The 13,693-nt window shown below is 69.4% G+C and carries 13 protein-coding genes; all 13 read right to left on the bottom strand.

From position 1 onward, the window contains the following. Nucleotides 1–39: 39 nt before the first annotated feature. On the bottom strand, nucleotides 40–1,581 hold the full coding sequence (locus ACYQ8K_RS14675) for an adenylate/guanylate cyclase domain-containing protein (RefSeq protein WP_459970058.1): 1,542 nt from the start codon (nucleotides 1,579–1,581) through the stop codon (nucleotides 40–42). Nucleotides 1,582–1,634: 53 nt separating this feature from the next. Then, entirely contained in the window at nucleotides 1,635–3,254 is a 1,620-nt protein-coding gene (groL, locus tag ACYQ8K_RS14670) for a chaperonin GroEL (RefSeq protein WP_459970056.1), read from the bottom strand. A gap of 136 nt (nucleotides 3,255–3,390) precedes the next feature. After that, the gene (gene groES / locus ACYQ8K_RS14665) at nucleotides 3,391–3,693 is read right to left on the bottom strand and encodes a co-chaperone GroES (RefSeq protein ID WP_007773431.1); all 303 of its coding nucleotides are present in this window, start codon (nucleotides 3,691–3,693) and stop codon (nucleotides 3,391–3,393) included. Nucleotides 3,694–3,942: 249 nt separating this feature from the next. Further along, nucleotides 3,943–4,968 (bottom strand): tRNA (adenosine(37)-N6)-threonylcarbamoyltransferase complex transferase subunit TsaD, encoded by a 1,026-nt coding sequence (tsaD, locus tag ACYQ8K_RS14660; protein ID WP_459970054.1) that lies wholly within the window; start codon nucleotides 4,966–4,968, stop codon nucleotides 3,943–3,945. Continuing rightward, nucleotides 4,965–5,432, bottom strand: coding sequence for a ribosomal protein S18-alanine N-acetyltransferase (rimI, locus tag ACYQ8K_RS14655; protein WP_459970052.1), 468 nt, complete (start codon nucleotides 5,430–5,432; stop codon nucleotides 4,965–4,967). Before rimI ends, tsaD begins: the two co-directional genes overlap by 4 nt. Beyond that, nucleotides 5,429–6,052 carry a tRNA (adenosine(37)-N6)-threonylcarbamoyltransferase complex dimerization subunit type 1 TsaB gene (gene tsaB, locus ACYQ8K_RS14650; RefSeq protein WP_459970050.1) on the bottom strand — a complete coding sequence of 208 codons (624 nt, stop codon included), beginning with the start codon at nucleotides 6,050–6,052 and terminating at the stop codon, nucleotides 5,429–5,431. The genes rimI and tsaB overlap by 4 nt, the downstream gene beginning before the upstream one ends. Next, nucleotides 6,049–6,564 carry a tRNA (adenosine(37)-N6)-threonylcarbamoyltransferase complex ATPase subunit type 1 TsaE gene (gene tsaE / locus ACYQ8K_RS14645; RefSeq protein ID WP_459970048.1) on the bottom strand — a complete coding sequence of 172 codons (516 nt, stop codon included), beginning with the start codon at nucleotides 6,562–6,564 and terminating at the stop codon, nucleotides 6,049–6,051. Before tsaE ends, tsaB begins: the two co-directional genes overlap by 4 nt. Then, nucleotides 6,557–7,606, bottom strand: coding sequence for an alpha/beta fold hydrolase (locus tag ACYQ8K_RS14640; protein ID WP_459970046.1), 1,050 nt, complete (start codon nucleotides 7,604–7,606; stop codon nucleotides 6,557–6,559). The genes tsaE and ACYQ8K_RS14640 overlap by 8 nt, the downstream gene beginning before the upstream one ends. Nucleotides 7,607–7,658: 52 nt before the next feature. Then, nucleotides 7,659–8,825, bottom strand: coding sequence for an alanine racemase (gene alr, locus ACYQ8K_RS14635; protein ID WP_459970044.1), 1,167 nt, complete (start codon nucleotides 8,823–8,825; stop codon nucleotides 7,659–7,661). A 184-nt stretch (nucleotides 8,826–9,009) separates the two neighbouring features. Beyond that, a complete protein-coding gene (locus ACYQ8K_RS14630) occupies nucleotides 9,010–10,374 on the bottom strand; it encodes a glutamate decarboxylase (RefSeq protein ID WP_459970117.1) in 1,365 nt (454 codons plus the stop codon). Between the two features lie 45 nt (nucleotides 10,375–10,419). Further along, entirely contained in the window at nucleotides 10,420–11,841 is a 1,422-nt protein-coding gene (locus tag ACYQ8K_RS14625) for an NAD(P)H-hydrate dehydratase (RefSeq protein WP_459970042.1), read from the bottom strand. 126 nt (nucleotides 11,842–11,967) lie between these two features. After that, the gene (locus ACYQ8K_RS14620; protein ID WP_459970041.1) at nucleotides 11,968–12,684 is read right to left on the bottom strand and encodes a rhomboid-like protein; all 717 of its coding nucleotides are present in this window, start codon (nucleotides 12,682–12,684) and stop codon (nucleotides 11,968–11,970) included. A gap of 69 nt (nucleotides 12,685–12,753) precedes the next feature. Next, nucleotides 12,754–13,659 (bottom strand): DUF4436 domain-containing protein, encoded by a 906-nt coding sequence (locus ACYQ8K_RS14615; protein WP_459970039.1) that lies wholly within the window; start codon nucleotides 13,657–13,659, stop codon nucleotides 12,754–12,756. Nucleotides 13,660–13,693: the final 34 nt, after the last annotated feature.

The following is a 13,693-nucleotide window of genomic DNA, read 5'->3' as shown; positions in this document are numbered from 1 at the left end:
TGCTGACACTCCTCGTGGAGTACGGAATACGAGTGCAGACTACCCAATCGACACCGCCCGCGACGTGTCCGCCGACGCGTGGCCGATGCCGAAGACCTGTACCTCGGCGGACTTGCCCTTCAGGGCGTGAAATCCCCTGTCCGTCAATTCGATTGTTGGAGAACTTAGCGCGTCGACGGTCTGGCAGGTCAGCAGGATGGCGTCCCCGGTGGTCTTTGTGAGCTGTTCGACGCGGGCGGCGACGTTCACGGCGTCACCGATGAGCGTGAATTCGAGTTTGCCTGCGCCGCCGATGGTTCCGGCGATCACCTTGCCGGTGTTGATCCCAATGCCGATGCGAAGCTCACCGCCGAATCGCTCCGCGACCAGACGATGAATCAGCACCGCCGCGTCCATCGCGGCATCGGCATGATGGGCGAGGTCGTTGGGGGCGCCGAATACGGCCAACGCTCCGTCGCCGAGAAACTTGTTGACGTGCCCACCGCCGTCGACGACGGCAGGCACCACGATGTCGAACAGGGCGTTGAGTCGGGCGACGGTGTCCTCGGCGGTGTTGGCCTCGGCGAACGGAGTGAAATCGCGGATGTCGACGAACATCACCGTCACTTCGCGACGCTCTCCGCAGAACACGTCGTCGCCCTGCTGCAGCAGCCGCGCGGCCAGGGCGGGGTCGACGTAGGTGCCGAACGCACTCTGAAGCCGTTGCCGCTCAGCCAATCCCGCCTGCATGCGATTGAACGACGCGGCGAGTGCGCCGAGGTCGTCGTCCTGAACCACCGGCAGCCGCCGGCTGTAGTCGCCGGCCGCGACGCGTTCGGTGCCTTCGGCGAGGTCGCGGATCGGCCGCAGGGACGGCGCGAGCGCAGTACCAACGGTCATCGGCATCCCGAAGCCGATCACCAACGCACACCCGATGACTGCAAAGAGCACCGGCCGCTCACGCGCCCAACCGAATGCGGCCGCCAGCATCATGCCGTCGACAGCGAACAGGAACGAACTCGCCAGTAGGGCCGCGCTCGACCAGGCGGAGAAAGTCGGACGAGTGCGGGGCAGGTCATCACCAACCGCAGTGCCACCGGCAATTGCGATTCTGACCGGTCTAGCCGCTGCTTCCGCGGTGCCGTGCACTCCGCTCATCACCACGGCCGTTCCCATCAAGGCGCCCAGGACTCCGTACTGGACGCGTTGCGACCACGTCGCCCCCGCAACAGCGGCGGCAACGACGGATAACAGCCCGGTCCACACAGCGTTGAATGCCACCGCCCGAACGACGGTCCCCCGGGCCCACGCGTAGGTCGCGTCCAGTGCGCTCGCCGGATCGATATCGCGACCGGCCGCCGCCCAGCGCTCCACCAGGCGACTGCGGCCCATACCGGGAAGCACGGCCACGTACCACGACACGGGCGCGGCGACAAGGGCGAGGGCCGTCGCCTCGACGTACCGCCCGGATCCCCGCACGGCGACAATCAACAACAACCAGAAGAGGTAGGTCTGCAGCATGAAGGGGATCCCGAGGGCGTAGACAGCCCACGAGTACCTCGTTTTGTACCGATCCCACGCCCACTGCCAGATGCGGTCCATGCCGATAACGAAACACCCCCGGCGATGAACCGGGGGCGTTTCTTCGGGACTACCTAGTGGTGGTGGTGATGACCATGGCCGTGGTCGTCGGACTCCTCGGCCGGCTTGTCCACGACCACCGTTTCGGTGGTGAGGACCATCCGGGCGACCGACGCCGCGTTGACCACCGCCGAGCGGGTGACCTTGACCGGGTCGATGACGCCGTCGGCGATCAGGTCGCCGTAGGTCAGCTTGTCCGCGTTCAGCCCGTGGCCGTTGGGCAGATCGGTCACCTTGTGCACCGCGACCGCGCCGTCGAGCCCGGCGTTGGTGGCGATCCAGTACAGCGGCGCCGCCAGTGCCTCCGAGAAGACGTCGACACCCAGCGCCTGATCGCCGCTCAGGGACTCGCGGAGCGTTGTCAGCGCCGTGCGGGTCTGCAGCAGCGCCGAGCCGCCGCCCGCGACGATGCCTTCCTCGACAGCCGCCTTCGCCGCCGCGACGGCATCCTCGACGCTTTCCTTGCGCTCCTTGAGCGCGGTTTCGGTGGCCGCACCCACCTGGATCACGGCCACGCCGCCGGCCAGCTTGGCCAGCCGCTCCTGCAGCTTCTCGCGGTCCCAATCGGAGTCGCTCGCCTCGATCTCGGCGCGCAGTTGCTTGACCCGGTTGGCCACCGCGTCCTTGGCGCCACCACCGTCGACGATCACGGTGTCGTCCTTGCTGACCACCACGCGGCGGGCCGAACCCAACACGTCCGTGCCGACCTCTCGCAGCAGCAGGCCCGCGTCGGGGTTGATCACCTGGCCGCCCGTCACCACCGCCAGGTCCTCGAGGAACGCCTTGCGTCGGTCGCCGAAGAACGGCGCCTTGACCGCGACGGCCTTGAGCGTCTTGCGGATGGAGTTGACGACCAGGGTCGCCAGCGCCTCGCCCTCGATGTCCTCGGCGATGATCAGCAGCGGCTTGCCCGATTCGGCGACCTTCTCCAGCATGGGCAGCAGGTCGGGCAGCGAGCTGATCTTGTCCTGGTGCAACAGGATCACCGGCTCGTCCAGAACGGCCTGCTGGGCGTCGAAGTCGGTGACGAAATACGCCGACAGGAAGCCCTTGTCGAAACCGACACCCTCGGTGAATTCGAGCTCGGTGCTCAGCGTCGAGGATTCCTCGACGCTCACCACGCCGTCGGTGCCGACCTTGGTCATCGCCTCGCCGACCAGCTCACCCAGCAGCTGGTCGCGCGACGACACGGTCGCCACCTGCGCGATCGCGTCCTTGCCGGAGACCGGGGTGGCCGCCGCCAGCAGCGCCTCGGACACCGCGTCGGCGGCCTTGCCGATCCCGGCCCCCAGCTCGATGGGGTTGGCGCCGGCCGCGACCAGTCGCAGGCCGCCCTTGACCAGCGCCTGCGCCAGCACGGTCGCGGTCGTGGTGCCGTCACCGGCGACGTCGTTGGTCTTGGTCGCCACCGACTTCACCAGCTGGGCGCCCAGGTTCTCGAACGGGTCTTCCAGGTCGATCTCACGCGCGACGGTCACGCCGTCGTTGGTAACCGCCGGACCACCGAATGCCTTGGCCAGCACCACATGCCGGCCGCGCGGGCCGAGCGTCACCCGCACCGCGTCGGCGAGGGTGTTCACGCCCGCCTCGATGGCGCGGCGCGCTGTCTCGTCGTACTCAATGATCTTGCTCATCAGGCTCCTTGTTTGAATGGTGGTGACCCGCTTCGCCCGGCTTCGCCGCGCTTGCGATCGCCACTAGCCCCAAACGCATGCCGCCCCGGAAATCACCCGCGCGAAGCGCGGGGATCGCCGGGGCGGAACACGGTAATTACTTGGAGACGACAGCCAGCACGTCGCGTGCCGACAGGATCAGGTACTCCTCGCCGCCGTACTTGATCTCGGTACCGCCGTACTTGCTGTAGATGACGGTGTCGCCTTCCGAGACGTCCAGCGGGATGCGCTTCGCGCCGTCTTCGTCCCACCGGCCGGGGCCGACTGCGACGACGGTGCCTTCCTGCGGCTTCTCCTTGGCGGTGTCAGGAATGACCAGACCAGACGCGGTCGTGGTCTCGGCCTCGTTGGCCTGCACGAGAATCTTGTCCTCGAGTGGCTTGATCTTCACCTTCGCCACGATTGGAGCCCTCCAGTGTTTGGGTCGGGTCCGGGACGTCCCCGGACCGGAGTTGACGGCCGGTACGGGTTGACCCCGAACCGTCCGGGTTATCAGGTGTTCGGCATTCGTCCGTGCCCGAGCGCCGTCGTCGCGGGTGCCGACACAGGGCTTGGCCGATTGCCACCTAGCACTCTATACATGCGAGTGCTAGCACTCAAGGGCGCCCCGCTGCTTCTTGCCGGTTGGCGTGTCCGCGCTCAGCGAACGTCAGCTCACCTGGGCTTTTACCACGGGCAGGCCCGGGTCGCTGGGCGCGTCCAGCGGCGAGGGCGCCGCTCCGGCGGCCACCAGGTGCGCGGCGAAGGCCGCGATCATCGCGCCGTTGTCGGTGCACAGCCGCGGCCTGGGGATACGCAGCGTCAGCCCGGCCGCCGCGCAGCGCTGCTCCGCCAGCTCGCGCAAGCGAGAATTCGCGGCCACTCCCCCCGCGATCAGCAGGGTCTGCACGCCCAGCCCGGTGGCGGCGCGAACCGCCTTTGTGGTCAGCACGTCGGCGACGGCCTCCTGGAACCCGGCGGCGATGTCGGCGTTGACGGCGTCCGGGTGGCTTTCCAGATACCGCGCGACGGCCGTCTTGAGCCCGGAGAAGCTGAACGCGTACGGGTCGTCGCGCGGCCCGGTCATGCCGCGCGGGAAGGCGATGGCTTCGGGGTCTCCGGTGCGGGCCAGCTCGTCGAGCACCCTGCCGCCCGGATAGCCCAGACCCAGCAGCCGCGCCACCTTGTCGTAGGCCTCGCCGGCGGCGTCGTCGACGGTGCTGCCCAGCTCGGCGATCGGCTCGCCGAGCGAGCGCACGTGTAGCAGGTGGGTGTGGCCGCCGGAGACCAGCAGCGCCACACACTCGGGCAGCGGCCCGTGCTCGTAGACGTCGGCGGCCAGGTGTCCGCCCAGGTGGTTCACCGCGTAGAAGGGCACGTCCCAGGCCGCCGAATAGGCTTTGGCCGCAGCGATTCCCACCAGCAGGGCGCCGGCCAGCCCGGGCCCGATGGTGGCCGCGACGACGTCGGGCTTGTCCAGGCCGGCGGTCGACAGCGCGCGGCGCATGGCGGGGCCCAACGCTTCCAGGTGTGCGCGTGAGGCGATCTCGGGTACCACGCCGCCGAACCGCACGTGTTCGTCGACGCTGGACGCCACCTCGTCGGCCAGTAGCGTCACGGTGCCGTCGTCGTCCAGTCGGGCGATGCCGACTCCCGTTTCGTCGCAAGAGGTTTCGATCGCGAGGATGGTTTTCACCGGGCCACCCGCCGCATCGTGTACGCGTCGGCGCCGCTGACGCGGTAATAGCGGCGGCGCAGGCCGATCTGCTCGAACCCGACGCTGGTATACAGCCCGATGGCGGCCTCGTTGTCGGTGCGGACCTCCAGGTACACCGCGCCGCCGTCGGCGAAGGTCAGCAGCTCGTCGAGCAGCAGCCGGCCGATGCCCCGGCCCTGATATGTGGGATCCACGCCGATGGTGTGCACCTCGTATTCGTAGGGCGGGGTGCGGCCCAGCCGCGAGATACCGGCGTAGCCGACCAGCGTCTCGCCCACCCGTGCGCCCACGTAATGGTTGTGCGCACTGGCCAATTCGCGGTGGAACGCCGCCGCGGGCCAGGGGTCGTCACCGTCGAAGAGCTGCGCCTCCAGCTCGGCGCAGCGCTGCGCGTCGGCCCGGGTCAGGCCGCCTACCGTGACGGCCTCGCTGTGGGCGGTCATGGGCGTGCCGCCAACGGTTTGGCGTCGGGGCGACGCAAGTACAGGGCTACCAGCGGCTCGGGCTCGACGGACCAATCGGCCACCGCCGCAACCAGTCCGGCCGGTGTCGGGCAGCCGGGCTCGCGCACCGGCAGGCCGAACAGGGCGGCGTGTTCGGGTGAGCCCGCGACGGCCGCGGCGGTGTCCGGGTCGACGTCGGCAGGCGCGCTCACCGCGGGGCCGTGGGTGCGTACGCCGTCGCGGTAGCGGGCCCAGTAGACCTCGCGGCGGCGGGCGTCGGTGACCACCAACGTGTCCCCGGTGGTTCGCACGCCGATGGCGTCCAGGCTGCACACACCGTGCACCGGGATCCCCAGCGCATGCCCGTAGGCGGCGGCGGTGGCCATCCCGGCCCGCAGGCCGGTGAACGGGCCCGGGCCGCAGCCCACCACGACGGCGTCCAGGTCAGCCATCGTCAGTCCTGTATCTCCCAGTGCCGCAACGACATTCGGGGTGAGCCGTTCGGCGTGGGCGCGCGGGTCGACGGTGACCCGCGCGGCCAGCACGCTCAGGTCGTCGCGGCGAACGAGGCCGGCCGTGACGGCCGGGGTGGCGGTGTCCAGGGCAAGCACGACGCTCATGAACGGCCCCGGGTGTCGACGTTGTCGGCGTTGTCGGTGTTGTCGGCCCACTGCCAGGTCGCGATCCGGACGTCGGAGTTGGTGACCCGCTCCAGCCGGATGTCCAGATGACGCTCGGCGAGCCGCTCGACCAGGCCCTCGCCCCATTCCACCACGACCACAGCGTCGTCGAGATCGCTGTCCAAGTCCAGTGAATCGAGTTCACCGAGCAGGTCGGCGCCCTGGTTGTCGGTGTGGTCGAGCAGCCGGTACATGTCGACGTGAATCATGGTCGGGGCGCCGGCGCGCCGGGGCGGATGCACCCGCGCCAACACGTAGGACGGCGAGGTGACCGGCCCGTCGACATCCATTGCCTCGGCGATTCCCTTGGCCAGCACGGTCTTTCCCGCCCCGAGCGGTCCGGAGAGCACCACCACGTCGCCCGCCCGCAGGTGTCGGCCCAGCCGCGACCCCAGCGCCATGGTGTCCTCGACGCGCTCCAGCGTCGCGGTGCCGACATTGACCTCAGCCACGGCGCCGCAACCTTTCCCGGATCCGTCGTAGCCGCAGCGCCGCCCTACCGGGGGTGGCCCGCCTCACCAGCCGGACCAATCCGCCGTTGATGGCCTCGGGATTGTCCAGCAGCGCCAGGTGGCTGGCCCCGGCGACGATGACCAGTTCGGACTGCGGCAGGCTGGCGGCCATCTTTCGTGAATACTCGTCGGGGGTGAGCAGGTCGTGGTCGCCGCAGGCGATCAGGGTCGGGACGCGCAGCAGCGTCCACAGCCCCGCGGTTTCGTCATGCTTTTCCAGCGCGTCGAGGAAGCCCACCATGGTGGGGATCGGGGTGCTGTTCATCATCCGCTGGGAGAACGCGTCCAGGCTGCGGCTGACCTGCAGGTCGCTGTAGGAGGCGGCCCGCAGCACCGGACCGATCAACGAGCGGGACACGTTGCGCCCGCGGTGCATCAGCTTCGGCGCGGACCGGGCCGCGACCCGGACGGCTTCCAGCGCAGGGTTTTTCAGTATCTCGCCCAAAGGCGACCTCGAAACACCTTCGGCCGCGGAGGAAATCAGCGCCGCGGCCACGATGCGCCGCCCGTACTGCTCGGGGAACTGGCGGGCATGGGACAACACCGTCATGCCGCCCATCGAATGACCCACCAGCACGATCATCCCGCGCGGGGCCACCACGTTCAGCACGGTCTGCAGGTCCCGGCCGAGCTGGGTCAGCGTGTAGGTCTCGGGGGCGGCCTCGCCGGACCTGCCGTGCCCGCGCTGATCGTAGAAGACCATCCGCACGTCGGGGCCCAACTGATCGGGCAGCCGCGTGCGCTGAAAATGAAAGGCGCCCATCTGCAAGCAGAATCCGTGCACAAACACCAGGGTCAGCGGCGCGTCGGCCGGGCCGGCCTCACGGACCGCCAGCGGTATCCCGTCGGGCGTGGTCACCACCAGGCTGGCGTCGTCCTCGAGCCGGTTGAAATCCTCGTGGGCGTAAGGGTCTTCGACCGTGGCGCGCTGGGTCATCGACCGCCGGGCCGAGGCTCCGATGATAGTGGCCACGGCGGTCACCCCCGCGCCTCCCGCAAGCCAGGCCCTGCCCTTGCGGCGCCTGCGGGATTCCTCAGGACTCAACGGTTTGCGCCTCGCGGTAGGTCCTGGTGATCCGCCCGCGGGGGCTGGTCACCACTTCGTAGTGGATGGTGCCGAGCAGATCGGCCCAGTCCTGCGCGGTGGGCTCGCCATTGGTGCCCGGCCCGAACAGGATCGCCTCGTCGCCCTCGGCCACGTCGGTGCGCCCCGGGCCGAGGTCGACGACGAACTGGTCCATGCAGATCCGCCCGACGCCCGGTCGCCGGGTGCCGTTGATCGACACCTCCAGCCGACCGCCCAGCGACCGGAAGACACCGTCGGCGTAGCCGACCGGGATGAGTGCGAGGTTGGTGTCGCGCTGCGCGGTCCAGGTGTGGCCGTAGGACACGCTCTCGCCCGCACGAATCGACTTCACCAGCGCCACAGTGCATTTCACCGTCATCGCCGGGACCAGGCCCATGTCGCCGCGCTCGGGGACCGGGCTCAGCCCGTATATCGCGATGCCGGGGCGCACCATGTCGAAGGCCAGGTCGGGACGGGACATGGTGGCCGACGAGTTCGACAGGTGTGCCACGTCGAACCGCACACCCCGCTCGCGCGCCTGGGCCAGCATGTCGCTGAATCGTTGCGCCTGAACGTTATTCACCGGGTTGGCGGGTTGGTCGGCGTACACCATGTGCGACATCAGGCCCCGCAGCGCAATGGCCTCCTCCGCGACGGCCTTGCGCAGCGCGGTCAGCATCGCGGGGTATTGCCCCGGCGGCACCCCGTTGCGGTTCAGCCCGGTGTCGACCTTGACGGTCACCGGCGCGGTCCGGCCGGTGCGGCGGGCCGCGTCCAGCAGCTCGTCGAGCTGGCGCTCGGACGACACCGCGATCTGGAGGTCGGCCAGCAGCGCGGGCCCGAAGTCGAAGCCGGGCGGGTGCAGCCAGGCCAGCACCGGGGCGGTGATTCCGGCCGCGCGCAGCGCCAGACCCTCGGCGACGGTGGCGACGCCCAGCTCGGTGGCCCCCGCGGCCAGCGCGGCGCGCGCCGTCTGGGGGGCGCCATGGCCGTAGCCGTCGGCCTTGACCACAGCCATCACCTGCGCGCCGCCGGCCTGCTCGCACAGCAGCCGCACGTTGTGCTCAATCGCGCCCAGGTCGACCAGGGCCTCGGCGAGGACGCCCGGTGTCAGGGATATCGGCGTAACGGCCAAGGAAGTCGCGCTCCACTCGTCTGTCTGTCAGTTCGCAGCAGCCATTGTCCCAGAACCGGTCGGACACACCGTTCGCCGACGGCGCGCCGGCCGCACCCAGCAGGGGGCGCTCCGTCGCAATGGTCACAGCCGCCACACGCGCCCCGCCCTGGATGCGCCCGTGTGACCAAGCCCCCACAACGGCTCAGTGTGCGAAGTGCTCGGCGCTGTAATGCCCACCCGGCTTGAGCTTGTCCAGCGACGCCAGCGCGGTGCGGGCGTCGTCGTGCAACGCCCGGGCCAGGTCGGCGGACAGGCCCTCGCGCACCACGATGCGCAGCACCGAGATGTCGGTGGCGTTGTCGGGCATGGTGTACGCCGGCACCTGCCAGCCGTAGCCGCGCAGCTCGTGGGAGACGTCGAACTCGGTGTAGCCGCGGTCCCTGGCAAGCCGGAAGCTGACCACCGGGATCGCCGAACCGTCGGAGATCAGCTCGCAGTGCTCGCCGACGCGCAGCTGCTCACCCAGCCACCGCGCGGTCGACGACAGCGTCCGCATCACCTGCGTGTAGCCCTCCCGGCCCAGCCGCAGGAAGTTGTAGTACTGGCCGACCACCTGGTTGCCGGGCCGGGAGAAGTTCAGCGTGAAGGTCGGCATGTCGCCGCCGAGGTAATTCACGTGGAACACCAGGTCCTCGGGCAGGTACTCCTTGCTGCGCCACACCACGAACCCGACACCGGGATACGTCAGCCCGTACTTGTGCCCGCTGACGTTGATCGAAACCACCCGGGGCAGCCGGAAGTCCCACTTCAGCTCGGGATGCAGGAACGGCACCACGAAGCCACCGCTGGCGGCGTCGACGTGCACCGGGACGTCCACCCCGCCACCGGCGGCCAGTTTGTCCAGCGCCGCGCAGATCTCCGCGATCGGTTCGAGCTCGCCGGTGTAGGTGGTGCCCAGGATCGCCACCACGCCGATGGTGTCCTCGTCGACGGCGTCGAGGACCTGCTCGGGGGTGATGACGTAGCGCCCCTCCTCCATCGGCAGGTAGCGCGGCTCGACGTCGAAGTAGCGGCAGAACTTCTCCCAGACGACCTGGACGTTGGAGCCCATCACCAGGTTCGGGGTGCGCGTCTTCCAGTCTTTGCCGACCTTCTCCCGCCACCGCCATTTCATCGCCAGGCCGCCGAGCATCACGGCCTCGCTGGACCCGATGGTGGACACCCCGCACGCGCTGGACGGGTCGTCGTCGCGCAGGCCGTCGGCGTGGAACAGGTCGGCCACCATGCAGACGCAGCGCTGCTCGATGGCCGCCGTCGCCGGGTACTCGTCCTTGTCGATCATGTTCTTGTCGAACGTCTCGGCCATCAACCGCCCGGCCTGCGGGTCCATCCAGGTGGTGACGAAGGTGGCCAGGTTCAGCCGCGAACTCCCGTCGAGCATCAGCTCGTCGTGGATGAAGCGGTAGGCGGCGTCGGGGTCCATCGACTCGTCGGGCATCCGCAGGGCCGGCACCGGCGCGGTGAACAGGCGGCCGGTGTATGCGGGGGCGATGGAGTGCGCGGGCATGGAAGGGTGTTGGGGCACAACGATTTCCTTTCTGAAGGTCTGCTCCTACAGGGCGGCCAGGGCGGCCCGGATGTGTGGCACCATGCGCGACGACGAGGTGGGCGCCTCGCCGGGGCCCGGGTCGGCGGCCGACAGTGCGGCCGCGCGGGCGTGCACGAAGGCCGCGGCGGCGGCCGCCTGGGCCGGTGGCAGGCCCGACGCCAGCAGCGCGCCGATCATGCCGGACAACACGTCACCGGAGCCGGCGGTGGATGCCCACGACTGCCCCGCCGGATTGAGATAGACGGGGCCGCCCGGGTCGGCGATGACCGTGACGTTGCCCTTGAGCAGCACCGTGGCGCCGAACGCGTCCGCCAGCTTGCGGCACGCACCCACCCGGTCATCACCGGGCGGGTTACCCGCTAATCGGGCGAATTCACCGGCGTGCGGGGTCAGCACCGTCGGCGCGGTGCGGTTGGCCACCAGTTCGGGATGGGCCGCCAGGATGGTCAGCCCGTCGGCATCCACGATCACCGGCAGGTCGGTTTCCAGCGCGAACCACAGCGCCGCGGCCCCGACGTCGTCTGTGCCCAGTCCCGGCCCGACGACCCAGGACTGCACGCGCCCGGCCGACGCCGGGGTGGGCGAGGCGATCACCTCGGGCCAGACCGCGAGCACCTCGCGGTGGGCGCTGCCGGCGTAGCGGACCATGCCGGAGGTCGCCGCGACGGCGGCGCCGGTGCACAACACGGCCGCGCCCGGATACGTCGCCGAGCCGGCCATCACGCCGGTGACGCCCTGGGTGTACTTGTCGTCGTGGGGTCCGGGCACCGGCCAGCGGGCGGCCACGTCCGCGGCCTCGAACCCCAGCATGTCGGTGTCGGGCAGATCGAGCCCGATGTCGATCAGCTTCACCCGCCCGCACTCGCCGAGCGCGTGCACGGGTTTGAGCCCGCCGAAGGTGACGGTCAGCGCGGCGTGCACCGCGGGGCCGCTGATCGCCCCGGTCGCCGCGTCGATGCCGCTGGGGATGTCGACGGCGATCACCGGGATTCCCGCGTCGTCGACGGTGGCGAACACCTCGGCCGCCGCCGGCCGCAGCGCCCCGGAGCCGGAGATGCCCACCACGCCGTCGATCACCAGATCCGTTGTCGGCGAGACACTTTCGACGACACGACCGCCGGCCTGCCGAAACGCCGCCAACCCCTTGGCGTGGGCGCGTTCCGGGTTGAGCAGGATCGCGTCGGCCGCCGCGCCGCGACGGCGCAAAAAGGTGGCCGCCCACAGCGCGTCACCGCCGTTGTCTCCGGACCCGACGACCGCGCACACCCGTCGCCCGGTCACCCCGCCGGTGCGGTCGGCCAGCTCACGGATGATCTCGGTGGCCAGCCCATAGGCCGCGCGCCGCATCAGCGCACCGTCGGGCAGGCTGGCCAGCAGTGGCGCCTCGGCCTGGCGGATCTCGTCTACGGAGTAGTAATGCCGCATCAGAGTCAGATTACGTGGCAGCGTCGCGGTGTACAGCCGCGCTCGGATCGTCGGCGTGCACGGCGGCCGGCGCCATTACGGAGTGGCTTGGCGCCCAAGGTCTTTCGGTGCCGGCCGGAGCCGGCATCAGGTCGGGGTATCCGGCGGCACGTTGCGGCGCGCCATGACCTTGAGCCGCGCGGGACTCAACGGGCTGCTGCGTTTGGAGCGCGTGCGGGTCATCGGGTAGAAGCACAGGCCGATGAGGATCGAGGTGAAGTGCCCGATCGCGGTGAAGTTCAGCTCGCTGCCCATCGTGATCAACGGGAAACCGAAGATGATGAACAACACCCCGAGATATCCCCAGCGCCACGGCCGGGCGATGTGGTAGCTCAGCACGGCCATCACGCCGACCAGGAAGTAGCTGACCCCGATGTCGCGGGCGTGCACCAGCCGTTGGGAGGCGTCGTGTTCCTCGATCGCGAAGTAGAGGATGCCTTCGCTGATGTAGGTGGCGAGGATGTGCGAGCTCAATCCCACGCTGAGCCAGCGCAGCTGGCCGAGCCAGTGTTCGGCCGGCGCCAGGAACAGGGTGAACAGCAGCAGGTAGGGCTCGAAGTTTTTGCCGTCGATCCACAGCAGACTGGAGAACAGGACGTGGAGCGGGTCGCGACCCAGCTCGTGAATGTTGGTGGAGCGGTGCAGCAGTACCGAGTGCAGCTCCCGGCCGGTGAGATGGGTCTGAATGAACGTCGTGATCATCAGCACGACCAGCCAGCCGTAGGTCAGCGGGGCGCTGATGACGAAATGCCAGACGACCAGCGTCATGCTGCGCACCCGTTCGCGAACCGATGGACCTGCCACGACATCAACCTTCGCACGCGGGGCGGGGGGCCGGACAACTTCGGCGGCAAACACGCCGCCGGCGATCGGCTACTTCGCCGGTGCGGGTGCGGGTTCCGGTGCGGGCGCGGGTTCCGACGGTGCGGGAACGGGCACCGGTTTCAAATGCCGCCACCAGCAGCCGATATAGAGGATCATCGAGACCGCCAGCGCGACCAGCACCCAGATGACGACGGTGATGTCGACCCAGCTGCCGAACGGCGGCGAGCCGGGCAGCGCGTTGCGCAGCGGCACCACCGCGAACAGCATGGCCGCGTACCACGTCGTCATCGGCGGCTGAAACGGCCGCCGGTCGCGCGCCGTCTGAATCGCCACCACCAGAGCCAGACTGGCGATCGTGATGAGCACGCCAAGGATGACGATCGCGAACGCCGCGGTGCTCAGCGAGCGATGCACGTTCAGCCGGTAGGGACCGTCCGCCTGGGTTCTGGTGGCGGACAGCCGCCAGCCCGACAGGTGATCGACGAAGGTGACCGGCACGTGGTCGGGCGCCCGGTCGGTGTCAGGGCCGTAGAAGATCTCGACTTCGATCGGCCCCGAACGGTATTGGTCGAACGGCCACCGCTCGATCTGGCCGGCGATGGTCAGCGGGACGGCCATCAGCCCGGGCAGCATGCCCTTGGTCCAGGTGTGCCGGGCCGGCATCGCCGACGACCTGACGCGCAGGCTGAGGTCGTCCTTGAGGTGGTGGGTTTTCGGGTCCAGCAACGCCGATCCGGGATTGAACGCCAGATTGACGGCGAGCACGCTGTTGTTGGACTGGATGTCTTCGACGTTGATGGTCGCCGACGGTTTGTCGCCGTCGACGCTCGGAGCGGTCACATCCAGACGCCGGCCGGTGCCGCTTTGCGCGTACATCGCGACCGCCACCACGTATGCCGCGAGGATGAGGACGATAAGACCCACGACGCCGAATTTTGTGCCGGCCGAACGCATACTTCCTCCCGTACGGACTTAGCCCAACCCACCT

Source organism: Mycobacterium sp. MUNTM1, assembly GCF_054660795.1.
The sequence above is the reverse complement of the archived record's forward strand: the minus strand, read 5'-3'. Positions and strand labels throughout refer to the sequence as shown.

Bases quoted from the DNA above. Each gene is read 5' to 3' on its own strand.
- tsaB (WP_459970050.1), bottom strand. From the start codon at position 6,052: ATGAGCGTCGTGCTTGCCCTGGACACCGCCACCCCGGCCGTCACGGCC.
- groL (WP_459970056.1), bottom strand. From the start codon at position 3,254: ATGAGCAAGATCATTGAGTACGACGAGACAGCGCGCCGCGCCATCGAG.
- ACYQ8K_RS14615 (WP_459970039.1), bottom strand. From the start codon at position 13,659: ATGCGTTCGGCCGGCACAAAATTCGGCGTCGTGGGTCTTATCGTCCTC.
- ACYQ8K_RS14625 (WP_459970042.1), bottom strand. From the start codon at position 11,841: ATGCGGCATTACTACTCCGTAGACGAGATCCGCCAGGCCGAGGCGCCA.
- ACYQ8K_RS14675 (WP_459970058.1), bottom strand. From the start codon at position 1,581: ATGGACCGCATCTGGCAGTGGGCGTGGGATCGGTACAAAACGAGGTAC.
- ACYQ8K_RS14630 (WP_459970117.1), bottom strand. From the start codon at position 10,374: ATGCCCGCGCACTCCATCGCCCCCGCATACACCGGCCGCCTGTTCACC.
- rimI (WP_459970052.1), bottom strand. From the start codon at position 5,432: ATGACCGCCCACAGCGAGGCCGTCACGGTAGGCGGCCTGACCCGGGCC.